Source organism: Amycolatopsis albispora, from assembly GCF_003312875.1.
In the GTDB taxonomy this organism is placed as follows: Bacteria; Actinomycetota; Actinomycetes; order Mycobacteriales; family Pseudonocardiaceae; genus Amycolatopsis; species Amycolatopsis albispora.
Map to the genome: position 1 here is coordinate 4,039,136 of NZ_CP015163.1, position 20,139 is coordinate 4,059,274.

16 protein-coding genes are annotated in these 20,139 nt (G+C 71.3%); 4 read left to right on the forward strand and 12 right to left on the reverse strand.

The features are described 5' to 3' along the window. The first annotated feature begins 19 nt into the window (after nt 1–19). Entirely contained in the window at nt 20–781 is a 762-nt protein-coding gene (locus A4R43_RS18810; protein WP_113693530.1) for an IclR family transcriptional regulator, read from the forward strand. On the opposite strand, the gene A4R43_RS18815 is transcribed toward A4R43_RS18810, so the two are convergent. Beyond that, nucleotides 768–1,262, reverse strand: coding sequence for a GNAT family N-acetyltransferase (locus A4R43_RS18815; protein WP_113693531.1), 495 nt, complete (start codon nt 1,260–1,262; stop codon nt 768–770). The genes A4R43_RS18810 and A4R43_RS18815 overlap by 14 nt on opposite strands. A gap of 319 nt (nt 1,263–1,581) precedes the next feature. Next, the gene (gene ftsY / locus A4R43_RS18820) at nt 1,582–3,024 is read right to left on the reverse strand and encodes a signal recognition particle-docking protein FtsY (protein WP_113693532.1); all 1,443 of its coding nucleotides are present in this window, start codon (nt 3,022–3,024) and stop codon (nt 1,582–1,584) included. 142 nt (nt 3,025–3,166) lie between these two features. Between ftsY and A4R43_RS18825 the strand changes: the two genes are divergently transcribed. Together A4R43_RS18825 and A4R43_RS18830 are read left to right on the forward strand one after the other, a co-directional pair. Beyond that, nucleotides 3,167–4,375: an anhydro-N-acetylmuramic acid kinase gene (locus A4R43_RS18825; RefSeq protein WP_113693533.1), complete on the forward strand. Its 1,209-nt coding sequence runs from the start codon at nt 3,167–3,169 to the stop codon at nt 4,373–4,375. A gap of 9 nt (nt 4,376–4,384) precedes the next feature. Then, a complete protein-coding gene (locus A4R43_RS18830; RefSeq protein ID WP_113693534.1) occupies nt 4,385–5,962 on the forward strand; it encodes a sodium:solute symporter in 1,578 nt (525 codons plus the stop codon). 61 nt (nt 5,963–6,023) lie between these two features. On the opposite strand, the gene A4R43_RS18835 is transcribed toward A4R43_RS18830, so the two are convergent. From A4R43_RS18835 to A4R43_RS18850, 4 genes are all read right to left on the reverse strand, one after another. Then, entirely contained in the window at nt 6,024–6,815 is a 792-nt protein-coding gene (locus tag A4R43_RS18835; protein ID WP_113693535.1) for a DUF3239 domain-containing protein, read from the reverse strand. Between the two features lie 56 nt (nt 6,816–6,871). Further along, the gene (locus A4R43_RS18840) at nt 6,872–7,261 is read right to left on the reverse strand and encodes a VOC family protein (protein ID WP_113693536.1); all 390 of its coding nucleotides are present in this window, start codon (nt 7,259–7,261) and stop codon (nt 6,872–6,874) included. Between the two features lie 43 nt (nt 7,262–7,304). Next, a complete protein-coding gene (gene smc / locus A4R43_RS18845; protein ID WP_113693537.1) occupies nt 7,305–11,081 on the reverse strand; it encodes a chromosome segregation protein SMC in 3,777 nt (1,258 codons plus the stop codon). Between the two features lie 97 nt (nt 11,082–11,178). Further along, nucleotides 11,179–11,466 carry an acylphosphatase gene (locus A4R43_RS18850; RefSeq protein WP_113693538.1) on the reverse strand — a complete coding sequence of 96 codons (288 nt, stop codon included), beginning with the start codon at nt 11,464–11,466 and terminating at the stop codon, nt 11,179–11,181. A gap of 164 nt (nt 11,467–11,630) precedes the next feature. Here A4R43_RS18850 and A4R43_RS42805 point away from each other — a divergent pair, with 164 nt between their 5' ends. Continuing rightward, nucleotides 11,631–12,191 carry a hypothetical protein gene (locus A4R43_RS42805; RefSeq protein WP_162788514.1) on the forward strand — a complete coding sequence of 187 codons (561 nt, stop codon included), beginning with the start codon at nt 11,631–11,633 and terminating at the stop codon, nt 12,189–12,191. 104 nt (nt 12,192–12,295) lie between these two features. Here the strand turns inward: A4R43_RS42805 and A4R43_RS18860 are convergent, their stop codons facing one another. Genes A4R43_RS18860 through kdpF form a run of 6 tightly spaced genes read right to left on the reverse strand, consistent with a single transcriptional unit; the run spans nt 12,296 to nt 19,934 of the window. After that, nucleotides 12,296–12,991 (reverse strand): response regulator, encoded by a 696-nt coding sequence (locus tag A4R43_RS18860; protein WP_236809117.1) that lies wholly within the window; start codon nt 12,989–12,991, stop codon nt 12,296–12,298. A gap of 29 nt (nt 12,992–13,020) precedes the next feature. After that, nucleotides 13,021–15,540, reverse strand: a complete 2,520-nt coding sequence (locus A4R43_RS18865; RefSeq protein ID WP_113693541.1) for a sensor histidine kinase — start codon at nt 15,538–15,540, stop codon at nt 13,021–13,023. A gap of 26 nt (nt 15,541–15,566) precedes the next feature. After that, the gene (locus A4R43_RS18870; RefSeq protein WP_113697716.1) at nt 15,567–16,142 is read right to left on the reverse strand and encodes a potassium-transporting ATPase subunit C; all 576 of its coding nucleotides are present in this window, start codon (nt 16,140–16,142) and stop codon (nt 15,567–15,569) included. 5 nt (nt 16,143–16,147) lie between these two features. Next, entirely contained in the window at nt 16,148–18,175 is a 2,028-nt protein-coding gene (kdpB, locus tag A4R43_RS18875; protein WP_113693542.1) for a potassium-transporting ATPase subunit KdpB, read from the reverse strand. Continuing rightward, nucleotides 18,172–19,833, reverse strand: coding sequence for a potassium-transporting ATPase subunit KdpA (gene kdpA / locus A4R43_RS18880; protein WP_113693543.1), 1,662 nt, complete (start codon nt 19,831–19,833; stop codon nt 18,172–18,174). The genes kdpB and kdpA overlap by 4 nt, the downstream gene beginning before the upstream one ends. Then, complete coding sequence (kdpF, locus tag A4R43_RS18885) at nt 19,833–19,934, reverse strand: K(+)-transporting ATPase subunit F (RefSeq protein WP_113693544.1); 102 nt, start codon at nt 19,932–19,934, stop codon at nt 19,833–19,835. The genes kdpA and kdpF overlap by 1 nt, the downstream gene beginning before the upstream one ends. Nucleotides 19,935–20,139: the final 205 nt, after the last annotated feature.

Genomic DNA, 20,139 nt, shown 5'->3' on the forward strand with positions numbered 1-20,139 from the left:
TGCGGACTATAGTTTCTGCATGGCGGAAACTCAACGCAGGCCCGGCAGCGTGCAGTCGCTGCAGCGCGCCTTTGAGCTGCTGGAACGCCTGGCCGACGCCGGGGGTGAGGCAAGTCTCTCCGAGCTGGCCACCTCGTCCGGCCTCCCGATGCCCACGATCCACCGGCTCATCCGGACCCTGCTGGACCTCGGTTACGTCCGACAGCACACCAATCGCCGGTACGCCCTGGGAGCCCGGCTCATCCGATTGGGTGAACACGCCGGGGTGCAGTTCGGCACCGCCACCCGGCCGCTGCTGGCCGAGCTGGTCGAGGAAACCGGGGAGACGGCGAACCTGGCGATCCTGGAGCGCGACGAGGTGGTCTACGTCGCCCAGGTGCCGTCGAAGCACTCCATGCGCATGTTCACCGAGGTGGGCAGGCGGCTGCTGCCGCACGGCACCGGGGTCGGCAAGGCCATGCTCGCGCAGCTGCCCGTGGACGAGATCCGCGCGCTGCTCGCGCGCACCGGCACGCCCGCGTACACCCCGCACACCCTCACCGACCCGGCCAGGCTGGTCGCCCACCTGCGTGAGGTGGCCGAGCAGGGGTACGCGCTGGACGAGAGCGAGCAGGAGGTCGGCGTGCGGTGCGTGGCGGTCGCGCTGACCGGCACGCCGACCCCAGCCGCGGTCTCGGTGTCCGGCCCCGAAGGCAGGCTCACCAAGGAGGCGGTCACCCGCATCGCGCCCGCGGTTCAGCGGGTGGCGAAGGAGCTTTCGGAGCGCATCACGGCATCTTGAGCTCGGACGCGAGCAGGTCCATCAGCAGGCCGTCGCGCCAGGTGCCGTCCTGGCGGCGCTCGTACTGGCGCAGCACACCGACCGGCCGGAAGCCGAGCCGGCGGTAGACGGCGATGGCCCGTTCGTTCTCGGCGGCCGGGTCGATGGTCAGCCGGTGGTGCCCGCGCTCGGTGATCAGGTGCGTGGCCAGCCGGTGGATCGCGGCCGTGCCGATGCCGCGGCCGTGCCAGTCCGGGTGCACGGCGAGATCGATGCCGGCGTGCCGGTACTGCGGGGTCTGCTCCTCGGAGCTCTGGATCACGCCGACCACGGTGCCGTCGAACTCGATGGCGTAGGTGGTGGTGTCCGGGTCCTGCGGCGAGACCAGCTCGGCGGTTTCCTCGTCCGGATCGCCCCACCAGGTGGCGACCTCGGGCGTGGCCAGGATCTCGTGGACGCGCTGGGCGTCGGCGCCGGTGAGACGGCGCAGTTCGATGTTCATCTTGTCTCTCCTCGAAGCGGCTGCGGCGGTTGCGGTTTGCGGCAAACCGTCGACGAGGAGGGGCGCGGGAAGTGCGTCAACCAGGCATGGGGCCCATTTTGCCCCGGCCGCGCGGGCCGGGGCACCCGATTTAGCCGAGTCCTAAGCGGCGGAGCCGCTTGCGGTGGGCCGTCAGCTCGCACCGCGGCGGGTTCTCAGGCGCCTTCTCGCGAGGACAGCTTCAACGTGGTGAATCGGCATTCATGAGTTGGAGATCCCGGAGCGAGAAGGCGGCTGAGGTTCCGCCACCCGCACCGCTCCCCAACCCATCCGAACACTTTTAGCCGAGCAGGGCGTCTACGAAGGCGCCGGCCTCGAAGGGGGCCAGGTCGTCGGCGCCTTCGCCGAGGCCGACCAGCTTGACCGGCACGCCCAGCTCACGCTGCACCTGGAAGACGATGCCGCCCTTCGCGGTGCCGTCCAGCTTGGTCAGCACGATGCCGGTCACGTCCACCACCTCGGCGAACACGCGCGCCTGCATCAGCCCGTTCTGCCCGGTGGTGGCGTCGAGCACCAGCAGCACCTCGTCCACCTTGGCCTGCTTCTCCACCACCCGCTTGACCTTGCCCAGCTCGTCCATCAGGCCGGTTTTGGTGTGCAGGCGGCCGGCGGTGTCGACCAGCACGGTGTCCACCCGCGCCTCGGTCCCGCGCTTGACCGCGTCGAAGGCGACGGCGGCCGGGTCGGCGCCCTCCTTGCCGCGGACCACCTCGGCGCCGACGCGGTCGGCCCAGGTCTGCAGCTGGTCGGCGGCGGCGGCGCGGAAGGTGTCGGCCGCGCCGAGCAGCACCTCACGGCCCTGCGCCACCAGCACCCGCGCGAGCTTGCCGGTGGTGGTGGTCTTCCCGGTGCCGTTCACCCCGGCGACCAGCACCACCGCGGGCTTCTTGTCGTCCCCGCTGCCGTGCGGCAACGCGCGCACCGCGCGGTCGCCGTCGGTGGCCAGCGCCTCGATCAGCACCTCGCGCAGCACGGTCCTGGCCTCCGCGGAGGTGCGGACCGCACGCACGGACAGCTCCGAGCGCAGCTTCTCGACGATCTCCGCGGTGGTCGCCGCGCCCAGGTCGGCGACCAGCAGCGTGTCCTCCACGTCCTGCCAGGAGTCCTCGTCCAGGTCACCGGCACCGAGCAGGCCGAGCAGGCTCTGCCCGAACGCCGAGCGCGACTTGGACAGGCGGCCGCGCAGCCGCTCGATTCGCCCGGTGGCCGGGGCGATCTCCTCGACCGGCTCGGGCGCGGGCTTGGCCTCCGGCGCGGGCTTGGCCTCCGGCGCGGGCTTGGCCTCCGGCGCGGGCTTGGCCTCCGGCGCGACCTTGGCTTCCGGCTTGGTCTCGGGCGCCTCGGGTGCGGGCTTGACCTCGGCTTCCGGCGCTTCCGCGTCCTCGGTGTCGCCGGGCGGGAGGCCGACATCGACGATCCCCCGCCGCGGCGCGTCCCGCGGCACCGAGGCGTCGTCACCGACGCCCGGCTGCCCGTCGACCTCGGTGCGTTCCCCCGCCGGATGCGCCGGTTCCTCGGTCTGCTCACCACCGGGCGCCAGCGCGATGCCGCCGCCCGCCTGGTACCCGCCGCCCTTGGGCTTGACGCCCTTGGCCTGCTCGGCCTGCTCGGCTTCGGTCAGGCTGATCTTGCGCTTGCGCGCGATGGTCAGCCCGGCGACCAGCGCGACCGCCAGCACCACGACGACTACGACGATGATCCAGAACCAGAGGTTGCTCGACACGCGGCCATCCTCGCATCCGGGGCCGTCAGCTCCCATCCGCCCCCGCGCGCAGGCCAAGCCTCCACCGGGGTGAACTCGGTTTGGACAAGAAGTAACGAATCCGCTTGCGCCCCGGCCGCGACAAGGACTAGACCACTCCTCCGTGACTGCTCGTTCTGGCGGGCCCCTCACCGTCGTGGGGCTCATCTCGGGCACGTCGATCGACGGCATCGACGTGGCCGCCGCCCGGCTGTGTGCCGAGGACGGCGAAGTGGCGCTGACCCCGCTCGCCGAGACGGAGATCCCGTACCCCGAAGAACTCCGCGAGCGGCTGCTCGGCGCGCTGCCGCCCAATCCGTGCACCGCCGAGGAACTGACCCGGCTGGACACGCTGGTCGGCCAGTCGTTCGCCGAAGCCGCGGCCACCGGCGTCGAGCTCGCCGGCGGCGCGGACCTGGTCGCCTCGCTCGGGCAGACCGTCTTCCACTGGGTCGAGCACGGACGAGCACGCGGCACCCTGCAACTCGGCCAGCCCGCGTGGATCGCCGAACGCACCGGACTGCCGGTGGTGGCCGACCTGCGTGCCCGCGACGTCGCGGCCGGTGGGCACGGCGCACCGCTGGCCAGCACGCTCGACCAGCTCTGGCTGCGGGGCCTCGCCGAGGACAGCGGCAAACCGGCCGTGGGCCTGAACATCGGCGGCATCGCCAACATCACCGTGGTGCGCGCGGACACCGGCGCGCTCGCCTACGACACCGGCCCCGGCAACGCGCTGCTCGACCTGGCCGCGGCCGAGGTCACCGGCGGCAGGCAGCGCAGCGACCTCGGCGGCGCGCTCGCCGCCGCCGGTCGTGTCCACTCCGGACTCCTGGATCGCTTGCTGGCCGACCCCTACTACGCCGCTCCCCCGCCGAAAAGCACTGGTAAGGAACATTTCCACACCGATTATCTGCGTACGCACACACGCGATCTCACCCTTTCCGGAGAAGATCTGCTCGCCACCCTCACCGAACTGACCGCGGCCACCATCGCCGCCGAATGCGCGCGGCACGAAGCGGGCACGGTGGTGGCCTCCGGCGGTGGCGTGGAGAACCCCGCGCTGATGCGCGCACTCGCCGCCCGGCTCACCGCCGAACTGCGGACCAGCGATGATCTCGGCCTGCCCCGCGCGGCCAAGGAGGCTTATCTGACCGCGTTGCTGGGCTGGCTGACCTGGCACGGCCAGCCCGCGAACCTGCCGAGCGCCACCGGCGCCGCCGGCCCGCGGCTGCTCGGCAGCATCACCCCCGGTGCGCGCCACGCGGCGCTCCCGCCCCCCTTGCCCGCGGTCATTACCCGTTTGCGTATAGCGCCGCGGGGTAAAACACGGTAGGAGATGTCAATGCGCGCAGTCGACCTCGCGATAATCGCGATCTTTCTGGTGGGGATGCCGTTGCTCGGCATCGTGATCGGCGGCCGGCAGAAGTCCGGTAACGACTATTTCGTCGGCGAGGGCAAGATCTCGTGGTGGGTGGCCTGCCTCTCGGTGGTGTCGGCGGAAACGTCGACGCTGACCGTGTTGTCGGTGCCCACGGTCGCCTACATAGCCGCTCCCGGCGCGGGCGGAATGACCTATTTGTCCCTGGCGATCGGCTACATCCTCGGCCGCATCGTGGTGTCGTTCGTGCTGCTGCCGCGGTACGTGGCGGGCAACCTGGTGACCGCGTACGCCTTCCTCGGCAAGCGGTTCGGCAGCGGGCTGCAGGGCACCGCGTCGGTGACCTTCCTGCTCACCCGCACCGCGGCCGACGGGATCCGGCTGTTCGCCACCGCGATCCCGGTCAAGGTGGTGCTCGGGGCGTACGGGCTGAACGTGTCGTACTGGACCATCGTGATCGCGCTCGGCATCGCGATGGTGATCTACAGCTTCTTCGGCGGCGTGCGGGCCGTGGTGTGGGTCGACGCGATCCAGATGCTCTGGTACGTGCTCGGCGGGGCCGCGGTGATCTGGGTGCTGGCGGCCAACCTGCCCGACGGCTGGTTTTCGAAGGCCGTGGACGCCAACAAGTTCCAGCTGCTCGACTTCTCGTCGAACCCGCTGACCGGGCAGTACGCCGTGCTGACCGCGGTGATCGGCGGTGCGGTGCTGTCGATGGCCTCGCACGGTTCGGACCAGCTGATCGTGCAGCGGCTGCAGGCCACGAACGACCTGCGCGCGGCGCAGAAGGCGCTGATCGCCTCCGGTGTGGTGGTGTTCCTGCAGTTCGCGTTGTTCCTGTTCATCGGCGTGATGCTGTGGGCGTTCTACAACGGCGTGGACCCGGTCAAGCAGCTGGGGCTGAACACCAACGACGAGTTGTTCGCGAACTACATCGTCACCGAGCTGCCGAGCGGGTTGTCCGGCTTCGTGATCGCCGGAATCCTCGCCGCCGCACTGAGTTCGTCGCTCGGGGCGCTGGCTTCCTCGACGGTGACCGACGTGTACGAACGGGTGATCGGCAGGCAGCTCTCCGACGGTGAACGGCTCAAGCAGGGTCGCATCTGGACGATCGTCTGGGCCGGGATCCTGATCCTGTTCGCCGGGTTCTTCGCGTCGTACACCTCGACCAGCGACCCGATCGTGGTGCAGGCGCTGGGCATCACCGGGTACACCTACGGCGCGCTGCTGGGCGCGTTCCTGCTGGGGTTGCTGTTCAAGAAGGCACGGCAGGCGGACGCGATCGTGGCGTTCGTGGTCACCGTGGTGGTGATGGCGTTCGTGATCCTCGGGGTGAAGTTCGACAAGGTGAGCGGCGCGCTGCTCGGCGTCGACTTCTCGAAGGCGGCGGGGAACAACGTGGCGCTGGCGTTCCCGTGGTACACGCTGGCCGGGGTGATCATCACCCTGGTGGTGGGCGGCCTGCTCTCGCTGCGGCACTCCACCCAGGACCCGAAAGCCACCGACGCCACGGCGGCGAAACCGGTCGAAGAAGCCGCCTAGAACACGAATGTGGCTTTCGGGGCGTTTTCCGCCCCGAAAGCCACATTCGTGTTCGGTGTGCTCAGGGCATGGCGGGGTGGACGCGGTCCGAAAGCGAGCCGACGAATCGCGCGCGCCCGGTTTCCTGCCATTCGACCGGCACGCCGATCCGGCTGGCCGGGCGGCGCAGGGTCTCCGGCAGCTCGGTGTCCGGGATGACCAGCAGCCTGCTCAGCCGGCGGCGCAGTTCGGTGATGCGCTCGGCGCCGGTGAGCAGTTGCGTCCACTCGGCTTCGGGGATCATGCGGTCGGCGTTCTGCAGCACCGCCGCGTCGGCCGTCGCCCAGGAGATCGGGGAGGCCTCGAAGTTCCACCAGGTGTCGCGCCTGCCGGGGCCGACGAACCCGTGCATCACGCACGGAACCCACTGGCCGGGCACAAACTGCGTGCCTTCGCGGGCGCGGAACGAAATCAGCCGGTAGGCGAAGCGCGGCGGCGAAACCGGGTCGCGGGAGATGTCGCCGAGCACCAGGATCTCGACCTTGCCGTCGGCCTGCTGCACCACCACACCCGGCACCAGCTGCCCGCCGCGGAAGGGCTTGACCGCGTGCTCGGCGCGGAAGCCGCGCACCACCGCGTACAGCCCGGCGAGCACCACCAGGATGCCCAGCACCACCGACCACCACCGCCCGTCGGCGATGGCCCACCAGCCCAGCGCGATCAGGACCGCGCCCGCCACCAGGCCCACGGTCACCGCGATCGCCCTGGCGTGGATGTTGGGGCTGCTGGCGCGCAGCTGCTCGGCATCGATCGGAGCGTCGAAGAATCGCCGCGGGTCACCCGCCGGCCACGCTGACTCACTCACCCGGGGCATCCTGCCAGAACAACGGCGCGAAACGGTCACATTCCGCCAACTGCCCCGGGCAGCTCTCAACCGGCGGCTTGGGCGGCTCGTTCGGCGGCGCTGCGCAGGACGCAGAACTCGTTGCCTTCCGGGTCGGCGAGCACGACCCAGCCCGAGCCGTCCGGTTCGCGGCGGTCGGCGACGAGGGTCGCGCCGAGGCCGAGCAGGCGCTCGGTTTCCTCCTCGCGGGTGGTTTCCGGGCGCAGGCACAGGTGGAGCCGGTTCTTCTGCGCCGTTTTCGCCTCGGGGACCTGGTTGAAGTGCAGCAGCGGCCCCTCGGGCAGCATCACCTGCGTCTCCAGCTCACCCGGCTTGTCCTCCGGATGCAGCGGGAAGCCGGTCACCTCACTCCAGAAGCGGGCCAGCTCGTAGGCATTGACCGCGTCGATCGCGACGTTCTGCAGCTGCGAAACCATGCGCCGACGGTGCCGCAAACCGGCTCGCGCCGCCACCGGATTTTCAGCTCTGGGGCTCCTCGGACACGGACTCAGCAGCCGGTTCGCTTTCGGCTTCCGCTTGGGCTGCTGGTTCGGCTTCGACCTCCGGCGCGGCTTCCGAAGCAACGGCCTCGGCTTCCGGCGCGACATCCGCCTCCGGGGCGGCTTCCACCTCAACCGGGGCCGCCGTGCTCGCGGCCACCCGCGCGGGCGCCGGTTTCCGGTCCGTCCGCAGGCGCTGCGAGATCACCTTCGTGATGCCGTCACCCTGCATGCTCACGCCGTACAGCGCGTCCGCGATTTCCATCGTCGGCTTCTGGTGCGTGATGATGATCAGCTGCGAACTCTCCCGCAGCTGCTCCAGCAGCCCGATCAGCCGCCGCATGTTGGTGTCGTCCAGCGCCGCCTCGACCTCGTCCATGACGTAGAAGGGCGACGGCCGGGCCCGGAAGATGGCCACCAGCATGGCCACCGCGACCAGCGACTTCTCCCCACCCGACAGCAACGACAGCCGCTTGACCTTCTTGCCCGGCGGCCGCGCTTCGACGTCGACGCCGGTGGCGAGCAGGTCGTCCGGCTCGGTCAGCACCATCCGCCCGTCCCCGCCGGGGAACAGCACCGAGAACACGATCTCGAACTCACGCGCCACGTCCTCGTAGGCGGTGCTGAACACCTCGAGGATCTTGTCGTCGACCTCCTTGATCACGGTCAGCAGGTCCTTGCGCGTCGCCTTGAGGTCCTCCAGCTGCGTAGACAGGAACTTGTAGCGCTCCTCCAGCGCGGCGAACTCCTCCAGCGCCAGCGGGTTGACCTTGCCGAGCAGGGTCAGGTCGCGTTCGGCGCGCTTGGCGCGGCGCTGCTGCGTCGGCCGGTCGAACGGGATCGGCTGCGGCGCGCTGACCTGCTCACCCCTCTCCTTCGCCGCCTCGTACTCGGCGATCTCCCCGGCGCTCGGCGGCACCGGCACGTCGGGCCCGTACTCGGCGACCAGGTCGTCCAGCCCGATGCCGAAGTCCTCGGCGATCTTGGTTTCCAGCTGCTCGAGCCGCAGCCGCTGCTCGGCACGCAGCACCTCGTCGCGGTGCACCGCGTCGGTCAGCTTCTCCAGTTCACCGGAGAACTCGCGGACCTTGCCGCGCACCTGCGCGAGCATGGTCTCCCGGCGCTGCCGCTCACCCTGGATCTCGTCGCGCTCGGCGGCGGCGCGCTGCACGGACACCTCGATCCGGTCCAGCGCGTACTCACCGGCTTCGACCACCGCCGCCGCGATCTCCGCACCACGCGCCCTGGCCTGCCGCGCCTTTTCCGCGCGCTCCCGGGCCTGCCGCTCGTTGAACGCCGCGCGGCGCAGCGATTCCGCCTTGCCCGCCAGCCCGCGCGACCGCTCCTCGGCGGTCCGCAGCGCCAGCCGCGCCTCGACCTCCTCCTGCCGCAGCGCCGCCAGTTCGTCCTTCGCCTGGTCGCGCTCGGAGGTGTCGGGATCCTCGTCGACCGGCTGCTCGGCGACGGCGTTCAGCCGCTCCTCCAGCTCGGCCAGCTGCGCAAGCGCTTGCTCCCGGGTGCGCTCCACCTTCGCGCGCTGCTCACGCAGGCGCGTCACCTCGGCTTCGGCGGAACGCGCCGCCTGCTGCACGCGGTTGAGCCGCTCGGACGACCGCGCACGGCGGACCTTCGCCTCACCCAGCGCGTCCTTCGCCTGGCCGACCTCTTCACGCCGCGCCTGCTGCTCGGCCCGCGCGCCTTCGAGCTCGGCGATGGTGCGTTCGAGGCTGCGTTCCGCGGCGGCCAGGCGGTTCTGCGCCTCGTCGACGGCCGCCTGCACCTCGATCACGCTCTCCTGGCGGGCGGAACCACCCATGGCCCAGTGCGCGCCGAACACGTCACCGTCGGCGGTGACCGTGCTGACCGACGGGTGCACCGCGACCAGCCGCCGCGCCGTCTCCAGATCGTCCACAATGGCCACTCGCGCCAGTGCGCGCTCGACCGCGGGCCGCAGCGCGACCGGGGCGGTGACCACCTCGCGGGCCCAGCGCGCACCCGGCGGCAGGCTCGGCCAGTCCGCTGTGTCCACTGTGTACTCGTCGCTGCCGAGCAGAATGCCGGCGCGGCCGGATTCGTTGCTCTTCAACAGTTTCAGCGCGGCCAGCGCGTCCTCGCCGCCGGTCACCGCGATCGCGTCGGCGACCGGGCCGAGCGCGGCGGCCAGCGCGACCTCGTGCCCCGGCTCCACGGTCAGCAACGCGGCCACCGAGCCGAGCAGGCCGGGCAGCTGGTCGGCGGCACCGAGCAGCACACCGGCGCCGTCCTTGCGGCGCAACCCCATCGACAGCGCGTCGACGCGGGCCTTCTCCGAGGCGATCTCCCGCTCGGCGGCACGTTCGGCCTTGACCAGTTCCTCGACCCGCGCCTTCGCCGCGTTGTTCGCCTCGACCGCGCGGTCGTGGCGGCCCTGCAGGTCGGCGTCGTCGGATTCCTCGACCCCGCCTTCGGCCTTGGCGGTTTCCAGTTCCTCGGCGGCGATCGCGGCCCGCTCGGCGGCCTCGTCGATGGAGACGGTCAGGCGGTCGATCTCGTCGGAGGTGGCACCGTTCTTGCTGCGCAGCGCCTCCACCTGGCCGGTCAGCTTGGCCAGGCCCTCGCGGCGGTCGGCGATCGCGCGCACGGCGGCCATGTGGGCGCGCTCGGCGGCCTGCACCTGGTGTTCGAGCTGCTCGCGCCGCTGGATCGTCTCCGACAGCAGCATGCGTGCTTCTTCGACGGCCTCGGCCAGTTCCTGCTCGCGCTCGGCGACCTGCTCGGCCTCGGCCAGCAGCTCCTCGGGGTCGCGGCCGCCGGAGTGGGCGTCGGGCGCCGCGGAGAGGTGCCGCTGCCGCTCGACCGCCAGCCGGACCGTGCCGCGCAGCCGCTCGGCCAGCGCGGACAGCTTGTACCAGGTCTCCTGCGCGGCGGTCAGCCTCGGCGCGTCCTCGGCGAGCGAGGCTTCCAGCTCGTTTTCCTGCGCGGTGACGATCTCCAGCGCCTGCTCGACCTCGTGGCGGCGCGCGCGGGCGGCGTGCTCGTCGGCCTCCTCCTTGGCCAGCGTGGCGCGCTGGGTGACCAGGTCGTCGGCGAACAGGCGCAGCCGCGAATCCCGCAGCTCCGACTGCACGGCCTGCGCCTTGCGCGCGATCTCGGCCTGCTTGCCCAGCGGCTTGAGCTGGCGGCGCAGCTCGGTGGTGAGGTCGCCGAGGCGGTCGAGGTTGGCCTGCATCGCGTTCAGCTTCCGCAGCGCCTTTTCCTTGCGCTTGCGGTGCTTGAGCACACCGGCGGCCTCTTCGATGAAGGCGCGGCGCTCCTCCGGCTTGGCTTCCAGGATCTGGGACAGCTGGCCCTGCCCGACGATCACGTGCATCTCGCGGCCGATACCGGAGTCCGAGAGCAGTTCCTGCACGTCCATCAGGCGGCAGGTGCTGCCGTTGATCTCGTACTCGCTGGCGCCGTCGCGGAACATCCGGCGGGTGATCGAGACCTCGGTGTAGTCGATCGGCAGCGCGCCGTCGGAGTTGTCGATGGTCAGGCTGACCTCGGCGCGCCCGAGCGGGGCGCGGCCGGAGGTGCCGGCGAAGATGACGTCCTCCATCTTGCCGCCGCGCAGGTCCTTGGCGCCCTGGGTGCCCATCACCCAGCGCAGCGCGTCGAGCACGTTGGACTTGCCGGAGCCGTTCGGGCCGACCACGCAGGTGATCCCGGGCTCGAACCGCAGCGTGGTCGCCGAGGCGAAGGACTTGAAGCCCTTGAGCGTCAGGCTCTTGAGGTGCACGCGGCCAATCCCTCTCGGTCCGGGCGCGACGGCCGGGGACTCGGTTCAATCGCCCGATGCTACCTGGGCGGGCTGCCCGGCTCGGGGAGGCGGGCCGTCAGCGCTCCACGAAGCCGCTCAGCCCACCACGCGGAGTGCTCCAGCGCTCCACCACCGTGTCCACCCGACCGGGTGAGTCACCGGACCGCAGCGCGGCCAGCAGCCGCTCACAGTGGTCCCGCCTACCCTCCGCTACCACCTCGACACGACCGTCGGCCAGGTTCGCGGCGCTCCCGGTCAAGCCGAGCTCCAGCGCGCGGCTGCGCGTCCACCAGCGGAAACCGACACCCTGTACCTGCCCGTGCACCCACGCCGTGAGGCGCACCGCCTGCTGTTCCTCGCTCACGAACCCATGGTGCCCCAGGTCGGCAAATCCCCGTCGGCTACCCTGTGTCAGCGCCTGGGGACGGTTCGCTCGCACAGGGTCATCCGACGGTGATACGGTCCCCTCCGGATCCGGCGCCGGAGTGCTCGCTCGGGTCCAGCCACCCCGCACCGCAAGGAGAACCAATGCCCCAGTCGCCGGGGTCTTCCCCGAGCCAGCCGGCCGTGGTCGCCCCGCCCCGTGAGCCGGGGGGACGCCTGCACCGGACCGGGTACGTCATTCTCGCCGCCAGCGGACTCGCGCTCGCCACCGCGTTCGGCGCGGTCGCGCAGTTCTCCAGCCCCAGCTCCGCCGACGACGCGCCGCCCGCGCTGCAGGCGGGCCCCGGCGGCGGTCCCGGCGCGCTGGTGCCCGGCAGCCCGCAGCCGGGACAGGACCCGGTGCTGGTCAGCGGCGTGCCGGTGCCCGGCACCTCGCCCAGCAGCGCGGCGCCGACGACCATCGTCACCACCGGCCCGGACGGCGTGCCGACCACCACGGTGGTCACCCCGCCGCCCGCGCCCACCCCGCCCGGCACCCAGCCCGGCCCGGTGGACCCGCCGCAGCCGCCGGTCACCACGACCACGCCCCCGCCGATCCCGCCCACCTCGAAGCCGCCGACGTCGTCGGAGCCGCCGACGAGTGAGCCGAGCAGCCCACCGCCGGACTCGAGCGACCCGGGCACCGGAAGCAGCACCCCTTCGTAGGACCGCGCGGTGTCGTAGACCTGTGCAATGAATGTGGCTTTCATAGCGTCTGGCGCTATGAAAGCCACATTCATTGCGTTCGGCCCGCGCGCTCGGGCCGTTTGTCAGGGTTCGAAGCGGTAGCCCATGCCGGGCTCGGTCAGCAGGTGCCGCGGCCGTGAAGGCTCCGGCTCCAGTTTCCGCCTCAGCTGCGCCAGGTACACCCGCAGGTAGTGCGACTCCGTGTCGTACGAAGGCCCCCACACCTCGTGCAGCAGTTGCTTCTGCGCCACCAGCCGCCCCCGGTTGCGGACCAGCAGCTCCAGCACACCCCATTCGGTCTTCGTCAGGTGCACCTCGGCCCCGTCCCGGAGCACCTTCTTCGCCGCCAGGTCGATGGTGAACGCGTCGGTCTCCACCACCGCGCTGCCGTCCTCGCCCCCGGTCACCGCCGAGCGCCGGACCGCCGCGCGCAACCGCGCCAGCAGCTCGTCCATGCCGAACGGCTTGGTCACGTAGTCGTCCGCGCCCGCGTCGAGCGCGCCCACCTTGTCGGCCGAGTCGCCGCGGGCGGACAGCACGATGATCGGCACCGTGGTCCAGCCGCGCAGGCCCGCGATCACCTCGTTGCCGTCCATGTCCGGCAACCCCAGGTCGAGCACCACCACGTCCGGCTTGGTCTCGGCGACCGCGCGCAGCGCCGCCGAGCCGTCGTGCGCGGTGATCACCTTGTACCCGCGCGCGGACAGGTTGATCCGCAGCGCCCGCACGATCTGCGGCTCGTCGTCCACCACCAGCACCGTGCCCTGTGTGGTCTGCACGGGGGACGACCCCCGGACCCCCGAACTGCTCATGTTTCTCCATTCCCCGTCCACTTCGGCAGCGACACCACCACGGTCAGCCCACCGCCGGGGGTGTCCTCCGCCCTGATCGTGCCGCCCATCGCCTCGGTGAACCCCTTCGCCACGGACAGCCCCAGCCCGACCCCCGGCGCCGAGCTGCGGTCACCGAGCCGCTGGAACGGCGCGAACGCCGACTCGGCTGCCCCCTTCTTCAACCCCCGCCCGTGATCCACGATGCGGAGCTCCACATAGGACGCGTGCGCGCTGGCCCGTACCGAGACCGGCGGCGAACCGTGCCGCAGCGCGTTGTCCACCACGTTCGCCACCACCCGCTCCAGCAGCCCGGGATCGGCCTCCACCCACGGCACGTCGTCGGCCACCTCGGCGCGGACCGCCGCCGCACCATCCACAGTGGACAACGCGAGCGCGACCACCTCGTCGTAGCCGACCGCGCGCAGGTGCGGCCGCACCGCCCCGGTGGCCAGCCGCGAGGAGCCGAGCAGGTTGTCCACCAGCCCGGCGAGCCGGTCGGCGGACAGCTCGATCGCCTCCAGCAGCTCCCCGGTGTCCTCTTCGGACAGTTGGATGTCGGCGGCACGCAGGCTGCCCACCGCCGCCTTGATCGAGGTCAGCGGGGTGCGCAGGTCGTGCCCGACGGCGGACAGCAGCGCGGTGCGCAGCTCGGTGGCCTCGGCCTTGCGCTGCGCCTCGTCCGCGGTGGCCGCCATGCGCTGCTGGCGCAGGGCGAGCAGCGCCTGCCCGGCCGCCGCCTCCAGCACCCCGCGGTCGTGCGCTGGCAGCGCCCGCCCGCGCAGCACCAGGTGCACGTCGCCGGTGATCGGGATGTCCACGTCCGCGTCGTCCGGCTTGGTGCACGGGTCCAGCCCGGTCTGCGCCACCCGCCGCCACGACCCCGACTTCTTCTCCACCAGCGCCACCGAAGTGAGCCCGAAGTTCTCCCGCACCTTCTCCAGCAGCCGGTCGACCGGCTGGGCGTGCGTCAGCACCGTGCGCGCGTACGACGCCAGCAGCTGGGCCTCAGTGCGTGCCCGCGCCGCCTGCGTGGCCCGCCGCGCCGCCGAGTCGACCACCGCCGCCACCAGTATCGCCACCACGATCATCGCCACCAGCGTGATCACGTTCCGCGGTTCCTGCACGGTCAGCTGGTACCGCGGTTCGGTGAAGAACCAGTTCAGCAGCCCGGCGGAGAACGCCGCCGCGACCAGCGCCGGACCGAGCCCGCCGACCAGCGCCACCACCACGGTCGCCAGCACGAACCCGACCACGTCGGTGGAGAAGTCGACCTGCTCGCTCAGCAGCAGCCCGAGCGCGGTGGCCACACCGGGCGCGGCCAGGGAGAGCAGCCAGCCCCACAGCCGCCGCGACGGCGTCAGCGGGCTCCGGTTCAGCCGCGCCCGCAGCCGCCCGCCCGCCTCGTCGTGGGTGACCATGTGCACGTCGATCGGCCCGGAGCGCTGCACCACGGTCGCGCCGATGCCCTCGTCGAACAGCCGCGCCACCCGCGACCGCCGCGACGTGCCGACCACCAGCTGGGTCGCGTTCACCCCGCGGGCGAAGTCGAGCAGCGCGCTGGGCACGTCGTCGCCGACGACGGTGTGGAAGGTGGCGCCGAGTTCGTCGGCGAGCTTGCGGTACCGCCCGACCGCGGTGGGCCCGAGCCCGGTGAGCCCGTCCCCGCGCAGGATGTGCAGCACCAGCAGCTCGGCGCCGGCGCGGTTGGCGATCCGGCTGCCGCGCCGGATCAGCGTCTCGCTCTCCGGCCCGCCGGTGATCGAGACGACCACGCGTTCCCTGGCCTCCCAGGTGTCGGTGATCTTCTGCTCGGCGCGGTAGCGCTGCAGCGCGACGTCCACCTGGTCGGCCACCCACAGCAGGGCCAGCTCCCGCAGCGCGGTGAGGTTGCCCGGCCGGAAGTAGTTGCCCAGCGCGGCGTCGATGCGGTCGGCCGGGTAGACGTTGCCGTGCGCGAGCCGCCGCCGCAGCGCCTCCGGCGTGATGTCCACCAGTTCGAGCTGCTCGGCGCGGCGCACCACCTCGTCCGGCACGGTTTCCTGCTGGGTGGCGCCGGTGATGCGCTGCACCACGTCGTTGAGGCTCTGCAGGTGCTGGACGTTGACCGTGGACAGCACGTCGATCCCGGCCTCGAGCAGCTCCTCGACGTCCTGCCACCGCTTCTCGTTCCGCGAGCCGGGCACGTTCGTGTGCGCCAGCTCGTCGACCACGGCGACCTCCGGCTTGCGCGCCAGCAGCCCGTCGACGTCCATCTCGGTGAACTCGCGCCCGCGGTGCTCGCTGGTCCGCCGCGGCACCACCTCGAGCCCGTCGAGCAGCTCGGCGGTCTTCTTGCGGCCGTGGGTCTCGACCAGCCCGATCACCACGTCGGTGCCCCGCTCCAGCCGCCGCCGCGCCTCGCCGAGCATGGCGAAGGTCTTGCCCACGCCGGGCGCCGCGCCGAGGTAGATGCGCAGCTCACCCCGGCGCGGCGGCGATTCGGTTTCCGGCTCCACGTGACCAGTCTGCGCCCGCGTCCGCCTCACCGGCCGGTGACCTGCTGCACGGCGAGGTTGAGTTGCAGCACATTCACCCCCGGGATGACCCCGCCGGTGTGCTCGCGGACCAGTTCCGCCACCCGATCGGGGGCCACACCGGTGTTGCGGGCCACCCGCGGCACCTGCAGTTCGGCGTAGGCCACGCTGATCGTCGGGTCCACGCCGGACGCCGAGGCGGTCACCGCGTCCGGGGGCACGGCCGCCTCGGCGACGCCCTCCCTGGCCGCGATCGCCGCCCGGCGCTCGGTGACCTGGGCGAGCAGGTCCTCGTTGAACCCGGACTTGTTGGACCCTCCCGAGACCGACGGGTCACCGTTCGCCGACGGCCGGGTGTGGAACCACGGGTCGGCAGCCGGGTCGGCGGCCACCGGGTCCACCCCGATCAGCTCCGACCCGACCGCCTGGCCGTCCCGTGTGACGATCGAGCCCTCGGCGTTGGCCTGGAGCCCCGGCACGCGGGACACCGCCCACACGCCGAGCGGATAGGCCACGCCGAGCAGCACGGTCATCACCAGCAGCACGCGCAGCCCGGCGGCCGCCTGGTTGAACAGGTTCTTCACGTTCTTCACCCGATTCCGGGAATCAGTCGGACAAGCTGGTCGATCAGCCAGATCCCGGCGAACGGGGTGAGCACCCCGCCGACGCCGTAGATCAGCAGGTTCCGCCGCAGCAGCGCGGCCGCGCTGGACGGCCGGTACCGCACCCCGCGCAGGGCCAGCGGGATCAGCGCCACGATGACCAGCGCGTTGAAGATCACCGCGGACAGGATCGCCGAGGCCGGGGTGGCCAGCCCCATGATGTTCAGCCCGCCGAGCTGCGGGTAGATCGCCAGGAACATGGCAGGCAGGATGGCGAAGTACTTCGCCAGGTCGTTCGCCACGCTGAAGGTGGTCAGCGCGCCCCTGGTGATCAGCAGCTGCTTGCCGATGCCGACGATCTCGATCAGCTTGGTCGGGTCCGAGTCGAGGTCGACCATGTTGCCGGCCTCCTTGGCGGCCGACGTGCCGGTGTTCATCGCGACACCGACGTCGGAGGCGGCCAGCGCGGGCGCGTCGTTGGTGCCGTCGCCGGTCATCGCGACCAGCCGACCGCCCTCCTGCTCGCGGTGGATCAGCGCCATCTTGTCCTCGGGCTTGGCCTCGGCGAGGTAGTCGTCCACCCCGGCGTCGGCGGCGATGGCCTTGGCGGTCAGCGGGTTGTCCCCGGTGATCATCACCGTCCGGATGCCCATCGAGCGCAGTTCCTCGAACCGCTCCCGCATGCCCGGCTTGACCACATCGGACAGCCGGATCACCCCGCGCACCACGGCTTTCCGCCCGTTGACGCATTCGGCGACCACCAGCGGCGTGCCGCCCTGCTGACTCACCTCCTCGACGATCCGCTCGGTCTTGTCCGGCATCTCGCCACCGCGTTCACGCACCCACGCGCGCACCGCACCGGCCGCGCCCTTGCGGATCTCGCGGTCGCCGAGGTTCAGCCCGCTCATCCGGGTCTGCGCGGTGAACGGCACGAACTCGGCCAGCCGCTCCGCCTCGGTGGGCTCGGCGGACCCGGTCAGCTCCACGATGCTGCGGCCTTCCGGGGTGCCGTCGGCGAGGCTGGACAGCCTGGCCACCGCGGCCAGCTCGTCCACTGTGGACTCCCCGACCGGGATCAGCTCGGTGGCCTTGCGGTTGCCGAAGGTGATCGTGCCGGTCTTGTCCAGCAGCAGGGTGGACACGTCGCCGGCCGCCTCGACCGCGCGGCCCGACGTGGCCAGCACGTTGCGCTGGACGAGCCGGTCCATGCCGGCGATGCCGATCGCCGAGAGCAGTGCGCCGATGGTGGTCGGGATCAGGCAGACCAGCAGCGCGGTGAGCACCACCACGGACTGCTCGCTGCCGGAGTACGCCGCCATCGGCTGCAGCGCGACCACCGCGAGCAGGAAGATGATGGTCAGCGTGGACAGCAGGATGGTCAGCGCGATCTCGTTCGGCGTCTTCTGCCGCGAAGCCCCTTCCACCAACGCGATCATACGGTCCACAAAGGACTCACCGGGCCTGGTGGTGATCTTCACGACGATCCGGTCCGACAGCACGGTGGTGCCGCCGGTGACCGCCGAGCGGTCGCCGCCGGACTCCCGGATCGCCGGGGCCGACTCGCCGGTGATGGCCGATTCGTCGACCGTGGCGATGCCTTCGACCACGTCGCCGTCACCGGGGATCACCCCACCGGCCTCGACCACCACCAGGTCACCGACGCGCAGTTCGGCGCCCGGCACCTCCTCCTCGGACCCGTCGGCGGTCAGCCGCCGGGCCACGGTCTCCTTCTTGGTGCGCCGCAGGGATTCCGCCTGCGCCTTGCCGCGGCCCTCGGCCACCGCCTCGGCCAGGTTCGCGAACAACACGGTGAACCACAGCCAGACCGCGATCAACACGGTGAACACGCTCGGCTCGACCGCCGCGAAGGCGGTGACCAGCACCGACCCCGCCCAGACCACGAACATCACCGGGTTCCGCAGCTGGTGCCGCGGGTGCAGCTTGCGCAGGGCGTCGGGCAGCGAGGTCAGCAGCTGCCGCGGGCTGAACACGCCCGTACCCACTTTTCGGCTCATGCCAGTGCCTCCGCGATGGGACCGAGGGCGAGTGCCGGGACGAAGGTCAGCGCCGCGACCAGCACCACCGTGCCGCCGAGCAGCGAGCCGAACAGCGGGCCGGTGGTGGGCAGCGTGCCCGCGGTCACCGGTACCTTCGGCTGCGCGGCGAGCGAGCCGGCCAGGCACAGCACCGCCAGGATGGGGACGAACCGGCCGAGCAGCATGGCCACGCCGAGCGAGGACTGGAACCAGTCGCTGGTCACGGTCAGCCCGCCGAACGCGCTGCCGTTGTTGTTGCCGGTGGAGGCGTAGGCGTAGAGCACCTCGGACAGCCCGTGCGGGCCGCTGTTGGTCATCGCGCTCGTGGTGTCCGGCAGCATCAGCGCCGCGCCGGTGCCGAGCAGCACCACCGCGGGCATGGCCAGCATCGCCACCGCCGCGCAGGTGACCTCGCGGCGGCTGAGCTTCTTGCCGAGGAACTCCGGGGTGCGGCCGACCATCAACCCGGCCAGGAACATCGCGATGATCGCCATCACCAGGATGCCGTAGAGCCCGGTGCCCACGCCGCCCGGCGAAACCTCGCCGAAGAGCATGTTCAGCAGCGGAACCCCGCCGCCGAGCCCGGTGAAGCTGTCGTGCGTCGAGTTCACCGCGCCGGTCGAGGTGCCGGTGGTGCTGGTGGCGAACAACGCGGACAGGCTCAGCCCGAACCGCTGTTCCTTGCCCTCCATGGCGGCACCGGCCAGCAGCGCCGCCGGGCCGTTCGGGTGGTTCTCACCCAGCCACGACACGGTCAGCATGGCCGCCCACAGCGCGCCCATCACCGACAGCAGCACGTACCCCTGCTTGTGGCTGCCGACCAGCCTGCCGAACGCCCGGGGCATGGACACCGGGATGACCAGCAGCAGGAAGATCTCGATCAGGTTGGTCCAGGAGTTCGGGTTCTCGAACGGGTGCGCGGAGTTGGCGTTGAAGATGCCGCCGCCGTTGGTGCCCAGTTCCTTGATCGCCTCCTGGCTGGCGGCGGGCGCCAGCGGAATGGTCGAGGTGGAGCCGTCGGGACCGGTCACCGAGACCCCCGCGGACAGGCTCTGCACCACGCCGAGCGCGACCAGCACGATGGCGAAGACGAAGGCGATCGGCAGCAGGATGCGCACGGTGCCGCGGGTCAGGTCCACCCAGAAGTTGCCGAGGCGGTCGGTCTTCGACCGCACGAACCCGCGGATCAGCGCCACCGCGACCGCCATGCCGACCGCGCCGGACAGGAAGTTCTGCACGGTCAGCCCGAACATCTGCACCCCGTGCCCCAGCACCGACTCCGGCACGTAGGACTGCCAGTTGGTGTTGGTGACAAAGCTGACCGCGGTGTTGAAGGCGGTGCCGGGATCGACCGAGCCCCGCCCGAGGTCCCACGGCAGCAGCGGCTGCAACCGCTGGAGCAGGTACAGGAACAGCACCGAAACCAGCGAGAACGCCAGCACGCCGAGTGCGTAGGTGCTCCACCGCTGCTGGGAACCGGGGTTCACCCGGACCAGGCGGTAGATGAACAGTTCGCCCTTCAGGTGCTTCTCACTCGAATACACCCTGGCGATGTAGTCGCCCAGCGGTTTGTACGCCACCGCCAGCGCGACCAGGAGCAGGCCGGTCTGCAGCAGACCGGCCGTGGTGTCGGACATCAGAATTTCTCCGGCCTGATCAAGGCGGCGAACAGGTAGACGAGCAGCCCCAGCGCCAGCACGCCGCCGACGGCGTTGGCCACCACACCCGCGCCGCTCACAGCTTTTCCAGCCCGCGCAGGGTGAGCGCGAGCGCGATGAAAACGCCGATCAGCAGCACGGCGTAGAACAAGTCGGCCAATTCGCACCTCTCCATCTGAAGATCACCCGTTTCGGTGATCGATGCGACGATGCGCCGGTCACCGGCCGCGACCGAGCCCGCCTAACGCGTCCTTGACGCCGTTTTCCTGGCCATTTACGCCTTTT

Bases quoted from the DNA above. Each gene is read 5' to 3' on its own strand.
- kdpB (WP_113693542.1), bottom strand. From the start codon at position 18,175: ATGAGCCGAAAAGTGGGTACGGGCGTGTTCAGCCCGCGGCAGCTGCTG.
- A4R43_RS18810 (WP_113693530.1), top strand. From the start codon at position 20: ATGGCGGAAACTCAACGCAGGCCCGGCAGCGTGCAGTCGCTGCAGCGC.
- A4R43_RS18830 (WP_113693534.1), top strand. From the start codon at position 4,385: ATGCGCGCAGTCGACCTCGCGATAATCGCGATCTTTCTGGTGGGGATG.
- A4R43_RS18840 (WP_113693536.1), bottom strand. From the start codon at position 7,261: ATGGTTTCGCAGCTGCAGAACGTCGCGATCGACGCGGTCAATGCCTAC.
- A4R43_RS18835 (WP_113693535.1), bottom strand. From the start codon at position 6,815: ATGCCCCGGGTGAGTGAGTCAGCGTGGCCGGCGGGTGACCCGCGGCGA.
- A4R43_RS18815 (WP_113693531.1), bottom strand. From the start codon at position 1,262: ATGAACATCGAACTGCGCCGTCTCACCGGCGCCGACGCCCAGCGCGTC.
- kdpA (WP_113693543.1), bottom strand. From the start codon at position 19,833: ATGTCCGACACCACGGCCGGTCTGCTGCAGACCGGCCTGCTCCTGGTC.
- A4R43_RS42805 (WP_162788514.1), top strand. From the start codon at position 11,631: ATGCCCCAGTCGCCGGGGTCTTCCCCGAGCCAGCCGGCCGTGGTCGCC.